At 64.9% G+C, this 14,254-nt stretch carries 19 protein-coding genes; 16 read left to right on the top strand and 3 right to left on the bottom strand.

Annotated features, from left to right (window positions below; genetic code table 11):
- Positions 1-568: 568 nt before the first annotated feature.
- Positions 569-1,351 (top strand): replication initiation protein, encoded by a 783-nt coding sequence (locus tag LRR16_RS23570; RefSeq protein ID WP_232207266.1) that lies wholly within the window; start codon positions 569-571, stop codon positions 1,349-1,351.
- A gap of 401 nt (positions 1,352-1,752) precedes the next feature.
- On the opposite strand, the gene LRR16_RS23575 is transcribed toward LRR16_RS23570, so the two are convergent.
- Entirely contained in the window at positions 1,753-2,814 is a 1,062-nt protein-coding gene (locus tag LRR16_RS23575; protein WP_255674219.1) for a phage portal protein, read from the bottom strand.
- On the bottom strand, positions 2,811-4,595 hold the full coding sequence (locus LRR16_RS23580) for a terminase ATPase subunit family protein (protein ID WP_232207267.1): 1,785 nt from the start codon (positions 4,593-4,595) through the stop codon (positions 2,811-2,813). Before LRR16_RS23580 ends, LRR16_RS23575 begins: the two co-directional genes overlap by 4 nt.
- A 166-nt stretch (positions 4,596-4,761) precedes the next feature.
- Between LRR16_RS23580 and LRR16_RS23585 the strand changes: the two genes are divergently transcribed.
- The 11 genes from LRR16_RS23585 to LRR16_RS23635 all read left to right on the top strand — a co-directional run bounded on the left by LRR16_RS23585 (position 4,762) and on the right by LRR16_RS23635 (position 11,279).
- On the top strand, positions 4,762-5,781 hold the full coding sequence (locus LRR16_RS23585) for a GPO family capsid scaffolding protein (RefSeq protein WP_232207268.1): 1,020 nt from the start codon (positions 4,762-4,764) through the stop codon (positions 5,779-5,781).
- A gap of 60 nt (positions 5,782-5,841) precedes the next feature.
- Positions 5,842-6,864 (top strand): phage major capsid protein, P2 family, encoded by a 1,023-nt coding sequence (locus LRR16_RS23590; protein WP_232207269.1) that lies wholly within the window; start codon positions 5,842-5,844, stop codon positions 6,862-6,864.
- A 2-nt stretch (positions 6,865-6,866) separates the two neighbouring features.
- Entirely contained in the window at positions 6,867-7,619 is a 753-nt protein-coding gene (gene gpM / locus LRR16_RS23595; protein WP_232207270.1) for a phage terminase small subunit, read from the top strand.
- 98 nt (positions 7,620-7,717) lie between these two features.
- Positions 7,718-8,197 carry a head completion/stabilization protein gene (locus LRR16_RS23600; protein ID WP_232207271.1) on the top strand — a complete coding sequence of 160 codons (480 nt, stop codon included), beginning with the start codon at positions 7,718-7,720 and terminating at the stop codon, positions 8,195-8,197.
- A complete protein-coding gene (locus tag LRR16_RS23605; RefSeq protein WP_232207272.1) occupies positions 8,197-8,403 on the top strand; it encodes a tail protein X in 207 nt (68 codons plus the stop codon). The genes LRR16_RS23600 and LRR16_RS23605 overlap by 1 nt, the downstream gene beginning before the upstream one ends.
- A 10-nt stretch (positions 8,404-8,413) precedes the next feature.
- Entirely contained in the window at positions 8,414-8,758 is a 345-nt protein-coding gene (locus LRR16_RS23610) for a putative holin (protein WP_232207273.1), read from the top strand.
- Positions 8,755-9,021 carry a phage holin family protein gene (locus LRR16_RS23615; RefSeq protein WP_232207274.1) on the top strand — a complete coding sequence of 89 codons (267 nt, stop codon included), beginning with the start codon at positions 8,755-8,757 and terminating at the stop codon, positions 9,019-9,021. The genes LRR16_RS23610 and LRR16_RS23615 overlap by 4 nt, the downstream gene beginning before the upstream one ends.
- A gap of 4 nt (positions 9,022-9,025) precedes the next feature.
- Complete coding sequence (locus LRR16_RS23620; protein ID WP_232207284.1) at positions 9,026-9,868, top strand: N-acetylmuramidase family protein; 843 nt, start codon at positions 9,026-9,028, stop codon at positions 9,866-9,868.
- Positions 9,865-10,374 carry a hypothetical protein gene (locus LRR16_RS23625; RefSeq protein ID WP_232207275.1) on the top strand — a complete coding sequence of 170 codons (510 nt, stop codon included), beginning with the start codon at positions 9,865-9,867 and terminating at the stop codon, positions 10,372-10,374. Before LRR16_RS23620 ends, LRR16_RS23625 begins: the two co-directional genes overlap by 4 nt.
- A complete protein-coding gene (locus tag LRR16_RS23630; protein ID WP_232207276.1) occupies positions 10,371-10,805 on the top strand; it encodes a phage tail protein in 435 nt (144 codons plus the stop codon). Before LRR16_RS23625 ends, LRR16_RS23630 begins: the two co-directional genes overlap by 4 nt.
- Positions 10,806-10,808: 3 nt before the next feature.
- Positions 10,809-11,279, top strand: a complete 471-nt coding sequence (locus LRR16_RS23635) for a phage virion morphogenesis protein (protein ID WP_232207277.1) — start codon at positions 10,809-10,811, stop codon at positions 11,277-11,279.
- 9 nt (positions 11,280-11,288) lie between these two features.
- Here LRR16_RS23635 and LRR16_RS23640 read toward each other — a convergent pair whose 3' ends face one another.
- Positions 11,289-12,089, bottom strand: coding sequence for a site-specific DNA-methyltransferase (locus LRR16_RS23640; RefSeq protein ID WP_370646878.1), 801 nt, complete (start codon positions 12,087-12,089; stop codon positions 11,289-11,291).
- Between the two features lie 103 nt (positions 12,090-12,192).
- Here LRR16_RS23640 and LRR16_RS23645 point away from each other — a divergent pair, with 103 nt between their 5' ends.
- The 4 genes from LRR16_RS23645 to LRR16_RS23660 form a co-directional block, all read left to right on the top strand.
- A complete protein-coding gene (locus tag LRR16_RS23645) occupies positions 12,193-12,849 on the top strand; it encodes a phage baseplate assembly protein V (RefSeq protein ID WP_232207279.1) in 657 nt (218 codons plus the stop codon).
- Positions 12,846-13,199 carry a GPW/gp25 family protein gene (locus LRR16_RS23650; protein ID WP_232207280.1) on the top strand — a complete coding sequence of 118 codons (354 nt, stop codon included), beginning with the start codon at positions 12,846-12,848 and terminating at the stop codon, positions 13,197-13,199. Before LRR16_RS23645 ends, LRR16_RS23650 begins: the two co-directional genes overlap by 4 nt.
- The gene (locus tag LRR16_RS23655) at positions 13,196-14,107 is read left to right on the top strand and encodes a baseplate J/gp47 family protein (RefSeq protein WP_232207281.1); all 912 of its coding nucleotides are present in this window, start codon (positions 13,196-13,198) and stop codon (positions 14,105-14,107) included. Before LRR16_RS23650 ends, LRR16_RS23655 begins: the two co-directional genes overlap by 4 nt.
- Positions 14,100-14,254, top strand: a 155-nt coding sequence (locus LRR16_RS23660; protein ID WP_232207285.1) for a phage tail protein I, incomplete at its 3' end; no start/stop codon positions are given. The genes LRR16_RS23655 and LRR16_RS23660, both read left to right, overlap by 8 nt.

The following is a 14,254-nucleotide window of genomic DNA, read 5'->3' on the forward strand; positions in this document are numbered from 1 at the left end:
TGCCGTGGTGGCATTCTCGAGCTAGGGCCTTCGCCCCCTTCATTGCAAGCGGGGCCGAAGGCCTGTGCTCACCGCGGGTCGTGCGCGTTGCCGTTGCTCTGAGAGCCGAGGCCGATGCGGTCAGACGGTGCGGAGCTGGCCAGCTGCAGAGCGTGTGAGAGCTGCAGGACGTTGCAGCATGAGGGCCGCGCCATCGTGCGCGGCCTTCGTCTATCTGGATAAGGTTTTGCGTCAAGTGTCGCGCCGCAGGCGCGCACTTGTTGCCCCCCTCACGGGGGCGAGCGCCGGAGGCGCGGGGGTGGGGTTATAGGGCGGTTGTCTCGCGCGAGCGGTTTTTAGGAATATTTGTAAACCGTTTTTAGAAGGCTGGAAGCCGCGCCAGCATTGGCTTTGCGGGGAGTTTGTCTGACAAAAAGCCGGTTAGCCTGTACAAAAAGCCGGTCAGTCTGACACTTGTGGATAACTCGGCCTGGGTTATCCACAATTCTGACATCGCCAACCCGTTGACAGAATAGCCCTATTCTGACAGCATCCCTTCCGTGTCAGACTAACCGGGAATTTGTCAGAGATGAACCGCAAGCTCGCGATCGAGGATGCCGAATCGCCGTTGCCAGAGCGCCAAGTCAACATGGCGAACCAGCTCATCCGTGCCGCCCAAGGCCTAAAGCTCAACGAGAAGCGCTTGATATCGTGCGCCATCGCTAAGTGCGACTCTGTCACGCGCCGCCGGCTCACAGAGGCCGTTACTCTCGGTCCCGATGGACACGCGGCAGGATGGACCGTTCGCCTGGCCGTGCGGGACTTCATTGAGTCGTTCCCCTCGCTGAACGAAAAGAGCGCGTATGCCGACCTGGAGCAAGCGGCACGGTCCATCTATGAGCGATCCATCCGCGTACAGGTTGAAACGCGCCGCGGCCCGAAGCTGCGCGAGTATCGGTGGACCTCGGAGAACCAATACCACTACGGCGAAGGATGGGTAGAGATTCATTTCACCGGGCAGGTCGCCCCTTTCCTGCTCGGCATCGAAGGGGAGTTCACGAAATACAAGCTCAAGCATGCGGCAGACCTACGGTCGGTCTATTCCTGGCGTCTGCTGGAAATGTTCGCGCAGTACCGGAACACCGGCCTTGTCCGCATCGGCTTCGACGACTTCTGCCATGCAATGGAAGCCCCGCCGAGCTGCGTCAAGGACTTCGCGCAGCTGCGCCGCAGGATCATCGAGCCGGCCGTTGCCGAGCTGACCGGAAAGGACGGTCTGCAGATCGAATGGAAGGCCGTAAAGCAAGGCGGCCGTAAGGTGACTGGCCTCGAATTCAAGTTCGAGCCGAACCCGCAATTGTTCCTTCTCTGACGCCATTACGGGCGCGTCAGACTAACCGGGAAGATGTCAGAATTCGGACGCCGTCCCTCGACGTCCGATTCTCTTACCCCGGCGAAAGGGCTTTGGCTGCGGTATGTAAGGCCTGTCATCCCTTGCCCGCTTCCTTCTCGCCCTTTCCACGCTACGCGCTTGGCGCTTCGCCTCCAGCTGCCGGGCGCGCAGGCGGCACACCAGCCAATAGAGTAGGGCGGCCGATATCGGCCACGTCAGCAGCGCGCACACCCTCGCCACAATCCACCAGCTCACCACCAGGACGTGCCAAAGGTCGCGCACCAGCTCGGCCAGGCCGGCGACCAGGTCGCGATATCCCTCGGCCCTGAATGGCGCGAGGGCGGTCGCGACAAAGACGATCCGCCCGATGCGTCGCCGCCTCATGCCGCCGCCTTCGCGGTCGGGATGACGTAAGGCTCGAACCTGACCACTTCCTCGCCCAGCATGTCGTTCAACGTGCGGAACCGCTCTTGCAGCGGCATGACCTCGTTTCGCCCGTAGACGGTGGCCGCCACCTCGGGCGAGCCGAAGCCGCCGGCATGGTTCGGCACGATGCCCAACAGCTGAGGCGGCACGCGATGCGCCGCCAGCAGGTCGTCGCGCGTCACGTTCTTGATGTTGAAAAACTCATCCTTGGCAGCGACCTCGGACACCGGAATCAGCTGGATGCCGTCTTTCTTGCCACCAGGCGCGTAGAAGAACAGGTTGCGGAAGTTGCCCGGCCCCTTGCTGTTCTTCAAGGCCTCGCGCATCGCATTGACATCGGCCTCGTTCTGCGCGGCGTCCGTCACGTACAGGATGAACCCGGCATGACTGCCGTTCTGGTAATACTTGCGCCGGAACAGCGTGGCCGACTCATTCAACCAGGCCGAGTGCAGCGCGCCCAGGTACTGCGGCAGGCCATAGATTTCCTGGTTGATGTCGTGTTCCATCAGGTGCAGCAGGGCGCCCGCCTTGAACTCGTGCTTATCGTTCCAGCCGTTGACGTACACATAGGCCGACACGTCCGACACGCGCCTGCGCACGTACTTGGCCATCGCCGGCTTCAATTGCATGATCTGGCCCAGGCGATTACTGATGATCTCGGGGTAGCAATTGCCGAAGGTCAGATAGTCGAGCGCCAGGCGGCCAAAGGCCTCCCGCGAGAGCCACTTATGCGGAATGAACGTCGACGCGAGGACGTCCCGCTTGAAATACAACGCCGACGCATGGTGCGTGCTTGCCCGGAACGACTTGGCCAGCCCTGACCAGCTGACAGGCGGCTCGTACCATTCGCCCGCATTCCACGCCTGGCAGTAGTCGAGGATTTCGGCCCGATCGAGGACCGGCATCGGATCGCCGAAGGTAAAGGCCTCGACGCGGCTCGGCGTGGAAGCCGCTGCCGGCGCGGGCATTTCTGCGTAGGCCTGGCGCGTTGCCTGGCTAGTCTGCTCTGTGGTCATCCGTAAATCTCCAAGATTGGTGCGTTAGAGCCCGTGGCGCCCTCGATAGGTTCATTGCTGATGGCGTGCAACGTGGCCCAGGCGAGGTCGGCGTGGCCGACTTCCTCGCTGCGCGCGGCCTCGAACGTGACCTGTCGGCCGCTGGCCGTCAGAGTCTTGCGGATGGCCAGAAACGACTGCGGCAGGTCGGTCCAGCCGGCGTCCCATTCGAGGCGCCCGTTGCTGATGACCGACAGGCCTTTGAGAACGAGGCGCACTTTCACGTCCGCCGAATACTGGAATCCCTGCACGCGCGGGAAAAACTTCTGGACCAGCTGGTAGACGCCCTGGCCGATGCCGGTCATGTCGATGCCGATGTACTGCACGTTGTAGCGGTCCATCATCTTTCGGATCGCCTCGGCTTGCGCCTCGAAGTCCATGCCTCGCCATTGATGCCGCTCGGCGACGCGGAACTTGCCGCCAGGCACGCGCGGCGGAATGACGACTACGCAGCCGGCCGAGTCGCCACCGCCGCCGTTCGGGTCATAACCGATCCACGCCGGCTGATTGCCGAAGGGGCGCGCTGCGAACGGCTTGTAGTCGCTGCCCCATTCTTCCCAGGTATCGACGCCGCACCGCTGCAGGTCCGAGAACTTGAAAATGCTGGCCGTATCGTCGATGAACATGCACATCAGCAAGTTCTCGAATTCCTCGGCGCTGTATTCCTGGCGCAGCTCATCGAGGTCGAACAAGTCGCACCCGCCGGCCACCGCATCCTCGACGGTCACGATCTGGCGCCACTGGCCGTCCTCGCATCGCCGGCCGCGTGCGAGCGCGGCATGCGAAACGTCTAGCTTGATGTGATCGCCCTTTGCGCGGCCGCGGTTGTAGTGGCTTCCGGTCCAGAAGCTGTAGGCCTCATGCGTCGTGCTCGATGGCGTCGAGAAATACGTCTTGCGCCATTTCTTGTGCATGGCCATGCCCGAGGCGACCTTGTTCAGCTCTCGGAACTTGTGGACCCAAAAATATTCGTCGAAGTAGAAGTTGCCGTGGTAGCTCTGCGCGGTGCGCGCATTCGTGCCGAGGAAATAGAGCGTGGCTCCGTTGGCTAGCTCGATATGCTCGCCGGCCAGCTCGACGTCTGCAGCCTCGTGCGCAAACTGCGTGATGTACTGGCGGAACACGTTGGCCTGCGCGCGGCTGGCCGATAGAAATATCTGGTTGCGGCCGGTTTCGATCGCGTCGACCAGCGCCTCGCGGGCGAAGTACCACGTGGCGCCGATCTGGCGTGACTTCAGGATGTTGCGCGTTCGGCTGTCGCCGTTCCGGTACCACACCTTCTGATAGTCGAACAGCGAATCGCGGAAGGCCTGGACGATTTTCTCGGCCTGCTCGTCATCGAATGCGTTGCGCTTCGGCTTCTTTTTCGGCCCCGCGTTGCGCGCGGCGATGTTGGGATTCAGGTCGCTTTCCTTCCCGGTCTCGCCGTACTTCGTGATGCGAGCGATTCGCTCCATCTGGCGGCCGAGCAAGTCGATTTCCTTGTAGTCGGCGCCGTCCTTCTTGTCCTTGCACACCAGGCGGATCATCCGCGCCTCGATGGTGCCCTCGACTCGCTCAAGCGGTGTGGCCCTATCCCATCCGTCGCGCTGTTTCCATGACTCGACCGTCTCGCGTTTGATGCCGAGATGGCGGGCGATGGACGACACGCGCCAGCCCTGCCAGTACAGGCTACGGGCGACTTTGCGAGGGTCGATGTCTACGTCGACGGTCCTTTCGTCGACGGCAATGGTTTCGAGCATGCCGCCAGCGTATTGCGCCGCGCGCGCGCGAGTCAGCAACGTCTGACTGTCACAGAGGCCATGACAGCCGCCGCAAATTGAACGCGCGAGCCCATCTCGCGATGATGGATACACCCCGAAACCGCTCGGACCTTTGCCCCTATCTGGACCTTTGGAGATCCATCACATGACGAAGCAAAAGAAGCTCGCTGTCGTTTCGCTGCTGGCCATTGCCATCACCCTGGCGATCGTGGCGCTGGCGCTGCCGACGCACGCGCACGCCGCTGTCGCGGCCGCTGCCATCCTGCCGGCCTTCACCGCCGACAACATCACGCAGGCGCTGACGCTCGGCGGCGCGATCGGTCTGGCCGGCACGGTGGCCAGCACCGGCGCAGAAAAACACGCGGAGAGCAAGTGGTTCCGCATCGCCACCGAAGGCGCCACCACGGATGACCGCACGATTACGCGCGAGTGGATCGAGCAAATGGCCGCCAGCTATGACCCGAAGGTCTACGGCGCCCGCATCAATCTCGAACACTTCCGCGGCATCCTGCCCGACGGTCCGTTCAAGGCCTATGGCGACGTGCTGGCACTGAAAGCGGAGAAAGGCGAGGACGGCAAGGTCGCGCTGTACGCGAAGATTTCGCCGACCGATGACCTGGTCAAGATGACCAAGGCGCGCCAGAAGGTCTACACCAGCTGCGAAATCGACACCGAGTTCGCCGACACGGGCAAGGCCTATCTCGTTGGCCTCGCCGTGACCGACAGCCCCGCGAGCCTCGGCACCGAGATGCTGGCTTTCTCGGCCACCGACCAAGGAAAGAATGTGCTTGCCGGCCGCAAGCTGCGCCCGGAGAACCTGTTCACGGCCGCAGTCGAGGTCGACATCGAGCTGGAAGCCGAGGCCGCGCCGTCGCCGATCAAGTCGCTGTTCTCCAACGTATCGGCGCTGCTGCGCAAGTCGAAAGGCACCACCGACGCCAACTTCTCTGAGGTCGTGAAGTCGGTGGAGCTGCTGGCTTCGCACGCCAAGGATCTGACCGACACCGTCGAAAAGCTGACCGCCGACAACGCCGCGCTCGTGCAGCGCATGGACGCCAACGAGAAGGCGCATAGCGAGCTGGTCGCGAAGCTGTCGGCCGAGCCGAGCGGCAAGGCCCGCCCGGTGTCGCCCGGTGGCACCGGCCATGTCGAAACCGACTGCTAAGGCAGGCCCCTACCGATCCCCATAGCGCCTTTCCTTCACCGTCCCCGGAGATTTACCCCCATGCGCAACGATACTCGCCAGAAGTTCAGTCAATACGTCGCCACGCTGCGCCAGCTCAATGGCGTTGGCCCGGATGTGCATCAGTTCGCCGTCGCGCCGGCGGTACAGCAGAAGCTCGAAACCCGCACGCAAGAGTCGAGCGCCTTCCTGCAGAGCATCAACATCATAGGTGTCGATCAGCAGGCCGGCGAGAAAATCGGCCTCGGCGTTGGCTCGCCGGTATCGAGCACCACCGACACCGAAGCCAAGGAACGCCAGACCACCGATCCGACCGGCCTCGATGGCGTCGGCTATCTCTGCACGCAGACCAACTTCGACACGCACCTGAAGTACGCCAAGCTGGACGCCTGGTCGCACTTCGACGATTTCCAGACGCGCATTCGCGACCTGCTGGTGCAGCGCCGTGCGCTGGACCGCATGCTGATCGGCTTCAACGGCAAGACCCGCGCTGCCAATTCCGACCGCGCGACCAACCCGCTGCTGCAGGACGTCAACATCGGCTGGCTGGAGAAGTACCGCCAGCACGCCGCGGCGCGCGTGCTCAAGGAAGGCACCAAGTCGGCCGGCAAGATTCTGATCGGCGCCGGCGGCGACTACGCGAACCTCGACGCCCTGGTCATGGATGCCGTGGCCGGCATGATCGAGCCCTGGTACCGCCGCGATACGAAGCTGGTCGCGATCCTCGGCGACGACCTGCTGCATGACAAGTATTTCCCGCTGGTCAATAAGGACCAAGCGCCGACCGAGCAACTGGCAACCGACCTCATCATCAGCCAGAAGCGCGTCGGCGGTAAGCAAGCCGTCGCAGCGGCCGGCTTCCCGACGACCTCGATCCTGATTACGCGGCTGGACAACCTGTCGATCTATTGGCAACGCGGCTCGATGCGTCGTTCGATCATCGACAACCCGAAACGTGACCGCATCGAGAACTTCGAGTCGAGCAACGAAGCCTATGTGGTCGAGGACTTCGGCGCGGGCTGCTTGATCGACAACATCGAGTTCGTGGCGCCGGCAGGAGCGTAAGCATGACGACCCTCGCCCGCCGACACTTCGCGCGCGTCATGGCCGCGCAGCAGGCCGCCAAGGTCGAACAGGGCGCGCCGATGGAAGGCGCCACGCAATACGAGCTGATGCTCGTGAAGCTGGCCGCCGACCGCCGGCGCCTCAAGGACGTGCAGTCCAACGAGCGCAAGGCCGAGGTCAAGCGCGAGGTGCTGCCCGAGTACGCCGACTACGTGGCTGGCGTGCTCGAAGGCGGGCGAGGCGCGCAAGACGATGTCCTGGTCACCGTCATGGTGTGGCGCATCGACGTGGGCAACTTCGCCGGCGCCCTGGCGATCGCCCGCTATGCCCTCACGCATGGTCTGACGATGCCCGACCAGTTCGACCGCTCTCTGGCGGTCGTGCTGGCCGAGGAAATCGCCGATGCCGCTCTGGCCGAGCTGCAGGCCGGCCGGCCTTTCTCGGCCGAGCTGCTGGCGCAAGCCGGCGAGCTGACCGACTCGCACGACATGCCCGACCAGGTGCGCGCGAAGCTGGCCAAGGCCTACGGCTACGCGCTCATCACTGGCGAGCCGCTGACGCGCGACACGCGCTGGCGCTACACCGCCGCGATCAATGCCTTCCGGCGCGCGCAGCAGCTGAACGCTCGCGCCGGCGTCAAGCAAGTCGGCGACCGCACCGAGAAGCAACTGGCCGAGTTCGATGCCGCCCAAGGGATCGCATCGACCACCGAGCAACCGAACCCGGCCGGCGGCGACAACGCCGCTGACCAGTAAAGAGCCCCTCCGGCATGGCGGCGCCGGCTGACGATCGCAACACCTGACGGCTTACGCGATCCGACGCCGGCCCACCGCCATCTACCCATTTCCACGCCATGAGCTTTATCGCCACCGCCCCCGACACCGTGCCGGACGCGCCACCAGGCGCCGCGACCATTCGGAACGATGGCTGGTTCCCGGACATCGACATGGCCAAGGCGCGCGAGGCGCTACGGCTGGACGGCACCGTGACGAACGAGCGCCTGCGCCGGGCGCTGGTCGACGCCATGTTCAGCGTCAATAGCGACCTGAAAGGCTGGCAGGTCCAGCAGAAGGCAGCGGGCCATTCCGACCTCGCCGCGGTGCCGGCGATGCAGCTCGACGGCGTAAGCGTGAACGTGTCGCGCTATCAGACGGCGGTCTACTGCCTGGCGCGCGCCAGCGTCACCGAGCGCTACCGCAGTTTCGACAGCACCAAGAGCGGCCACGGCGCCGCCGACGAGCTGGACTGCACCATTGACGACGATCGCCGCGACGCGCGCTTCGCGGTGCGCGACATCCTCGGCGTCACGCATGTGACCGTCGAGCTGCTGTGATGCGCGTGCGAGCCCGCCAGGGCGACACCGTCGACCTGCTGGTGTTCCGGCACTTCGGCCGCACGCGCGGCCTGGTGGAAACCGTGCTTGAAATGAACCCCGGCTTGGCCGACCTCGGCCCGATCCTGCCGATCGGCACCGAGGTCGAGCTGCCGAGCGCGCCGGCCGACCAACCCACGAAACCCCTCTTGCAACTGTTCGACTGAGGACACCCACATGGCAGAACCCGGCACCACCACCGCCGCCGCGGCCGCCTCGACGATCGTCGGACTGGCCAGCCTGTTCCCCGGCATCGACGGCAATGCCCTGATCGGTGCCTTCGCCGGCGCTGTCCTGGTCGTCGTCACGTCCAAGGACTTGAGCCTCGGCAAGCGCTTCGCCTACCTGGTGATTTCGCTGGTCGTCGGCTACCTCGGCGCGCCCGAAATCGTCAATCAGACGCCGATTGCCTCGACCGGCGTCGCGGCATTCTTCGCCGCGGCCCTGGCGATCGCCGTCGCCCTGCAGCTGATCGAGCGAGTCAAGACGCTGGACCTGCGCGGCTTCAAGAAAGGGGGATGACCGTGACTGCGCTCTCGATCCTCGCCTTCACCGCCTACCTGGTGGCGGCCCTGTTCCTGCTGGCCTATCGCAAGAACGGCGCCCGACACCGCCACGCCGTTTCCTGGCTCGCCTGGTTACTGCTGGTCGTGCTCGGGGGCTCGGCGATCGAGCTGGCGCTGTCTGGCCGGCCGGCGTCGCCGTTTGATGCTGGCCGCGCCGTCCTGCTTTGCCTGTTCGTCTGTGCCACGCGCGGCAACGTCGCGCGGCTGCTGCGGAGCTGACCCCATGATCCTGAGAAAAGATATGCACGGCGAGGAAGTCGCCCTATTGCAGCGCCGTCTGGCGCGCGCCGGCTACCCGGTCGAGGACACGCACGTCTACGACGATGCCACCGAACGCGCCGTGATGGCGCTGCAGCAGGCCGGCGGACTTGTCGTCGACGGCATCTACGGGCCGAAGTCGCAAATGGCGCTGCTCGGCGCACGCCAGCCCAAGCACCTGTCCGATGCCGACCTGATCGCGGCGGCAGACAAGCTCGGCGTGCCGGTCTACAAGGTGCGCGCCGTCAACGAGGTCGAATCGAACGGCCTTGGATTCCTGCCCGATGGGCGGCCCAAGATTCTGTTCGAGCGGCACGTCTTCTGGAAGCGCCTCAAGGCGCATGGCATCGACCCGGCTCCGTTCGCCGCCAAGCATCCCAAGATCGTTTCGCAGCAGACCGGCGGCTATCAGGGCGGCGCGTCCGAGTACATCCGCCTGGCGGCAGCCGAGGCGATCCATCCGGTCGCCGCGCGTGAGGCTGCGAGCTGGGGCGCCTACCAAATCATGGGCTACCACTGGAAGGCGATGGGGTATCCGTCGCTGGTTGACTTCGTCGTGCGCATGGAAACGAGCGAAGCCGAACACCTGGACGCCTTCGTGCGGTACATGCTTCATGTCGATCCCTCTCTGGTGGCCGCGCTCAAGGCGGGCAAGTATCAAGCCTTCGCCAAGGGCTTCAACGGCCCTGGCTACGCGGCGAACCTGTACGACGTCAAGCTCGCGCGCGCAGCTGACCGGTACCGGGCGTTCGACAAGGCCAGTCAGGCCGGCGGGTCAGCGGAACAGGCCGAGGCGGTGGCCGCATGAGCCGAACGCTCGCCCTCTTTCTCGCGGTCGTCCTGGTCGTACTCGGCATCGCCGGTACCGGCGCCTGGCTGACCGACCGCTACAAGGACGCCAACAAGCGCGCCGCCGATGCGGAGAGAACGGTGGCATCCCTGCGCAGCCAGCTCGACAGCGCGGAGGGCAGCGTCATTACCGTCACCAAGTACGTCGATCGCGTCCGCACCGTCGAGGTCAAGGGCGCAACCATCATCAAGGAAATCCCGCGCTATGTCCCTGCTCAAGCTGATGCCGCTTGCACTGTCCCTGTCGGCTTTGTGCGCCTGCACGACGCCGCCGCCGCCGGCGCAGTGCTCGGTCATGATCCCGGAAGCGTTGATGCGGCCCCCTCGGGCGTTGCGCTCTCTGCCGTCGCCGAAACCGTCGCCGGCAACTACACCGACAGTCACGCCAACGCCGAGCAAATGACGTCGCTACAGGAGGCATTGCGCAAGCAAGGCGTGCGCATCATCGCGGAACCTGCACCATGAAAAAGCCCGATAGCCTGCGCGCGGCGCTGACGGCGGCCGCGCCGTCGCTCAAGAACGACCCGGACAAGCTGCTGGTGTTCGCCGACGAGGGCAGCGTCATCGCCGTGCCTGGTGCATCCCTTTCGTTCGAGTACCGCTATACCCTGCATGCGATCCTGCTCGACTTCGCGGGCGACGCCGACGTTATCTTCGCGGCCATCGTCGAATGGGTCTGGATGAATCAACGCGAGCTGATCGCCAACCGCGACCGGCACAAGGACGGCATTACGTTCGACGTGGATCTGTTGGGCAACGCGACGTGCGATCTGTCCATCAAACTGAAGCTGACCGAGCGTGTCATTGCACGGCGCGATGACGCCGGCCAGCTGGGCGCCGAAGCGAAGCCCGAGCCGACGCCGTCGGAATGGGAAAAGACCGGGCTCGCCGGTTAAACGATGGACGACGACCTGCAGGCCATCGAGCAATGGGGCGCGGCGCTGCTGGCGCGCATGACGCGCTCCGAGCGGCGGGCGGCACTACTCGAAATCGGCCGCGAGCTGCGGCGCAGTCAACAGGCGCGTATTGCTGGCCAGCAGAACCCGGACGGATCGGCCTACGCCCCGCGCAAGGCCCGCGCGGCGCTCAACAAGGGCGCCCGCGACAAGGCGGGACGCATCAAGCGTGAGGCGATGTTCCGCAAGCTGCGGACCGCCCGCTTTCTCAAGGTCGAGGTTACAGACGAAGGTCTGGCAGTCGGGTTCTCTGGCCGCGGCGCCTACGTCGCGCGTGTCCACCAGGAGGGCCGGACCGAGCGCGTCGCACGCGACGGCCCGGAATACACCTACCCCGAACGCAAGCTGCTTGGCTTCACCAAAGCCGAGCGCGAAATGATCCGCGACCGGATGGTCACTCACCTGGTCAAATAGCGCCGGCCGTCAAGCCGACAGGCGCTCACTGGCCAGCGCGTGATAGTGATCGTTCAGCTCACTGCCGATCCACCGCAAGCCGGCCTCTTTCGCGGCCACTAGGAACGTCCCCGACCCCGCGAATGGATCGCAAACCACGCCGCCGGCCGGCACGAGGCGCACTAGCTCGCGCGCAATCTCGATCGGCTTTTCGGTGAGGTGCTTCTTCTCGCCGAGCCGCACCGGAAACACACCAGGCAGATACGCCGGTGCGCTGCCCACATCGCCCTTGCTTGCCCATACGATGAACTCGGCCTGTTGCGCCATGCCGCCCTTGCGCGGGCGCGTGCGCCCTGGCGTCTTGTCCCATACCGCGATGCCTCGCCAGGTGAAGCCGGCAATCTGGACCGCATCGGTCAACGCAGGCAGCTGGCGCCAGTCGATGAACGACACCACCAAGCCGCCCGGCTTGATCGCCCTGTGGGCAGCGGACAGCCAGGATAGGCACCAGAACGTCCACGATCGCTGATCCATGCACTCGCCCCCGAAATCTTTGTACAGGCCTTGCGAGTACGAATTGAGGTACTTCTTGCTGGTCGATCTTGTGCGTTGCGCGAGGTGCAGGCCGCCCGATGAATACGGCGGATCGGTCAGCAGCATATCGACCGACGCGGCCGGAAGGCTTCGCACCAGGTCGAGCGCATCCATCTGGTGAAGCTGACAAAGGGGCAGCGCAGCCGCTGCAGCCGGTGGCGTTGAGGGACTTCTTTTCACGGTCTGGTATTCGATTCGTTGCGGTTTTCCGGGCCGCGGCTGCGGCCTTGCAAGCATTGTCGGCACGCCGTGCGCTCGCATGGCGCGCAATCGCCTGTCGTCGCGGCCATGACAGCCGCAACTGCGTGCTTCGCACGCGCGTGGCCGGCACCATGACTGCATGGATGCCAACGAAATCAAACGCCTGATCCTGAACCTGCTGCGCGAGGCAGAAGTCATTGCCGTCGATCACCGCGCGGGCAAATGCCGCGTCGCCACCGGCGAGCTGCAATCGAACTGGGTTCGATGGTTCACCCTCACCGCCGGCGATACCGTCGATTGGCACCCGGTCACGCTCGGCGAACAAGGCTTGCTGCTGTGTGTCGGTGGCGATCCAGCGCAAGGAGTGTTCCTGCGCGGCATCTACTCGGACGACAACCCGGCGCCGAGCGACCTCCCGAGCCTGCACACCTGCCACTACCCGGACGGCGCGGTCGTTCAGTACGACCACGAAACGCATGCCCTGGACGCGACCCTGCCCGATGGCGGCACGGTCAATATCGTCTCGCCGCAGGCCGTGACGGTCAAAACCACCGATGCGCTGATCGAGGCGGAAACCTGGACGGTCAAGACTGGCCAGGGCACCGTCGACGGCCCGTTGACCGTCAAGGGACCGTTCAAGTTCGAGGCCGGCATGAGCGGCAAGGGCGGCGACGGCGGCAAGGCGGTCGTGATCGACGGCGGCGCTGACTTCACGCAGGACGTGACGGCCGCCGGCAAGAGCGTCGCCGGCCACGACCACACCGAAACGGGCTCGGTCACGAGCAAGCCGCGATGATCGGAATGAACGCCATCACCGGGCGCGCTGTGTCCGGCCTCGCCCATCTCTACCAGTCGATCGCCAAGATTTTGACGACGCCGCTCGGCTCACGCCTGGCGCGCCGCAACTTCGGCGCCGAGCTGTTCGAGCTGATCGACGCGCCGCTGAACAGCGTCACGATCCCGCGCCTGTATTCCGCCGCGGCCACCGCCTTGATGCGTTGGGAGCCGCGCTTGCGCCTCACGCGCGTGCGTCTGAGCCTGGACGATCTGTCTGGTGCGCCGGTACTCGACATCGAGGGATACACCACCGAAACCGGCGAGCGCGTCGACACGCGCGTGGTTCTGGCTCGCAGGAGCGCGCAATGAGCGTCATCGACCTGTCGCAATTGCCGTTCCCTGGCGTCGTCGAGACGATCGACTACGAAGAAATCTACGCGCGGCGCAAAGCGCGGTTGATTTCCCTCTTCCCGGCCGACCAGCGAGCCGAAGTCGCGGCCACGCTCGAACTCGAGTCCGAGCCGCTGGCGGTCGCGCTGCAGGAAAACGTCTACGAAGAGATCGTCTTGCGTCAGCGCGTCAACGATGCTGCGCGTGCCGTCATGCTGGCCTATGCGAAAGGTGCCGATCTGGACCAGCTCGCCGCCAACTTCAAGGTCAAGCGCCTGGTCATCACGCCCGAGGACACGACCACCGTGCCGCCAACGCCGGCCGTGATGGAATCGGACGAATCGCTTCGCGAGCGCGCACAACAGGCGTGGGAGGGTCTTTCGGTGGCCGGTCCGCGCAACGCCTACATCTTTCATGCGCGCTCCGCTGACGGGCGCGTCGCGGATGCTACCGCCATCAGCCCCGCGCCTTGTGAGGTCGTGGTGACCGTGCTGGGCGTCGATGGCGATGGCAGCGTTGGCGACGACGTGCTTGCCAAGGTGCGCGCCAAAGTCAACGACGAGGACATCCGCCCGGTAGGCGATCGCGTGACCGAGCAATCAGCCAAGATCGTCAACTACGCCATCGACGCCACGCTCTACCTGTCGTCCTCCGGCCCCGAGGCCGAACCGATCATGGCAGCTGCGGCCGCCCGCGCGGAGGCCTACCGCAAGGCACAACGACGCCTTGGCCGCGATATCAACCGCTCCGCGATCATGGCGGCGCTGCATGTTGAAGGCGTCACGCGCGTCGACCTGCACTCGCCCGCGGTGGACATTGAGCTGGACGAGACACAGGCCGGCCATTGCACCGGCGTGACTATCGTGAACGGGGGCGTGCGTGACTAGCTTGCTGCCGCCGAACGCGACCCCGCTCGAACGCAATCTGGCCACCGTTGGCGCCGAGGCGATCGCCGGCGTGCCGGTGCCGCTGCGCGACCTGTGGAACCCGGCAACGTGCCCGCCGGCGTTGCTGCCTTTCCTCGCCTGGGCCTT

The organism is Cupriavidus sp. UGS-1, from assembly GCF_021213615.1.
In the GTDB taxonomy this organism is placed as follows: Bacteria; Pseudomonadota; Gammaproteobacteria; order Burkholderiales; family Burkholderiaceae; genus Cupriavidus.

Bases quoted from the DNA above. Each gene is read 5' to 3' on its own strand.
- LRR16_RS23640 (WP_370646878.1), bottom strand. From the start codon at position 12,089: ATGCTTGCAAGGCCGCAGCCGCGGCCCGGAAAACCGCAACGAATCGAA.
- LRR16_RS23645 (WP_232207279.1), top strand. From the start codon at position 12,193: ATGGATGCCAACGAAATCAAACGCCTGATCCTGAACCTGCTGCGCGAG.
- LRR16_RS23590 (WP_232207269.1), top strand. From the start codon at position 5,842: ATGCGCAACGATACTCGCCAGAAGTTCAGTCAATACGTCGCCACGCTG.
- LRR16_RS23615 (WP_232207274.1), top strand. From the start codon at position 8,755: ATGACCGTGACTGCGCTCTCGATCCTCGCCTTCACCGCCTACCTGGTG.
- LRR16_RS23605 (WP_232207272.1), top strand. From the start codon at position 8,197: ATGCGCGTGCGAGCCCGCCAGGGCGACACCGTCGACCTGCTGGTGTTC.
- LRR16_RS23580 (WP_232207267.1), bottom strand. From the start codon at position 4,595: ATGCTCGAAACCATTGCCGTCGACGAAAGGACCGTCGACGTAGACATC.
- LRR16_RS23635 (WP_232207277.1), top strand. From the start codon at position 10,809: ATGGACGACGACCTGCAGGCCATCGAGCAATGGGGCGCGGCGCTGCTG.
- LRR16_RS23600 (WP_232207271.1), top strand. From the start codon at position 7,718: ATGAGCTTTATCGCCACCGCCCCCGACACCGTGCCGGACGCGCCACCA.
- LRR16_RS23610 (WP_232207273.1), top strand. From the start codon at position 8,414: ATGGCAGAACCCGGCACCACCACCGCCGCCGCGGCCGCCTCGACGATC.
- LRR16_RS23570 (WP_232207266.1), top strand. From the start codon at position 569: ATGAACCGCAAGCTCGCGATCGAGGATGCCGAATCGCCGTTGCCAGAG.
- LRR16_RS23585 (WP_232207268.1), top strand. From the start codon at position 4,762: ATGACGAAGCAAAAGAAGCTCGCTGTCGTTTCGCTGCTGGCCATTGCC.
- gpM (WP_232207270.1), top strand. From the start codon at position 6,867: ATGACGACCCTCGCCCGCCGACACTTCGCGCGCGTCATGGCCGCGCAG.
- LRR16_RS23620 (WP_232207284.1), top strand. From the start codon at position 9,026: ATGATCCTGAGAAAAGATATGCACGGCGAGGAAGTCGCCCTATTGCAG.
- LRR16_RS23655 (WP_232207281.1), top strand. From the start codon at position 13,196: ATGAGCGTCATCGACCTGTCGCAATTGCCGTTCCCTGGCGTCGTCGAG.
- LRR16_RS23625 (WP_232207275.1), top strand. From the start codon at position 9,865: ATGAGCCGAACGCTCGCCCTCTTTCTCGCGGTCGTCCTGGTCGTACTC.
- LRR16_RS23575 (WP_255674219.1), bottom strand. From the start codon at position 2,814: ATGACCACAGAGCAGACTAGCCAGGCAACGCGCCAGGCCTACGCAGAA.
- LRR16_RS23650 (WP_232207280.1), top strand. From the start codon at position 12,846: ATGATCGGAATGAACGCCATCACCGGGCGCGCTGTGTCCGGCCTCGCC.
- LRR16_RS23630 (WP_232207276.1), top strand. From the start codon at position 10,371: ATGAAAAAGCCCGATAGCCTGCGCGCGGCGCTGACGGCGGCCGCGCCG.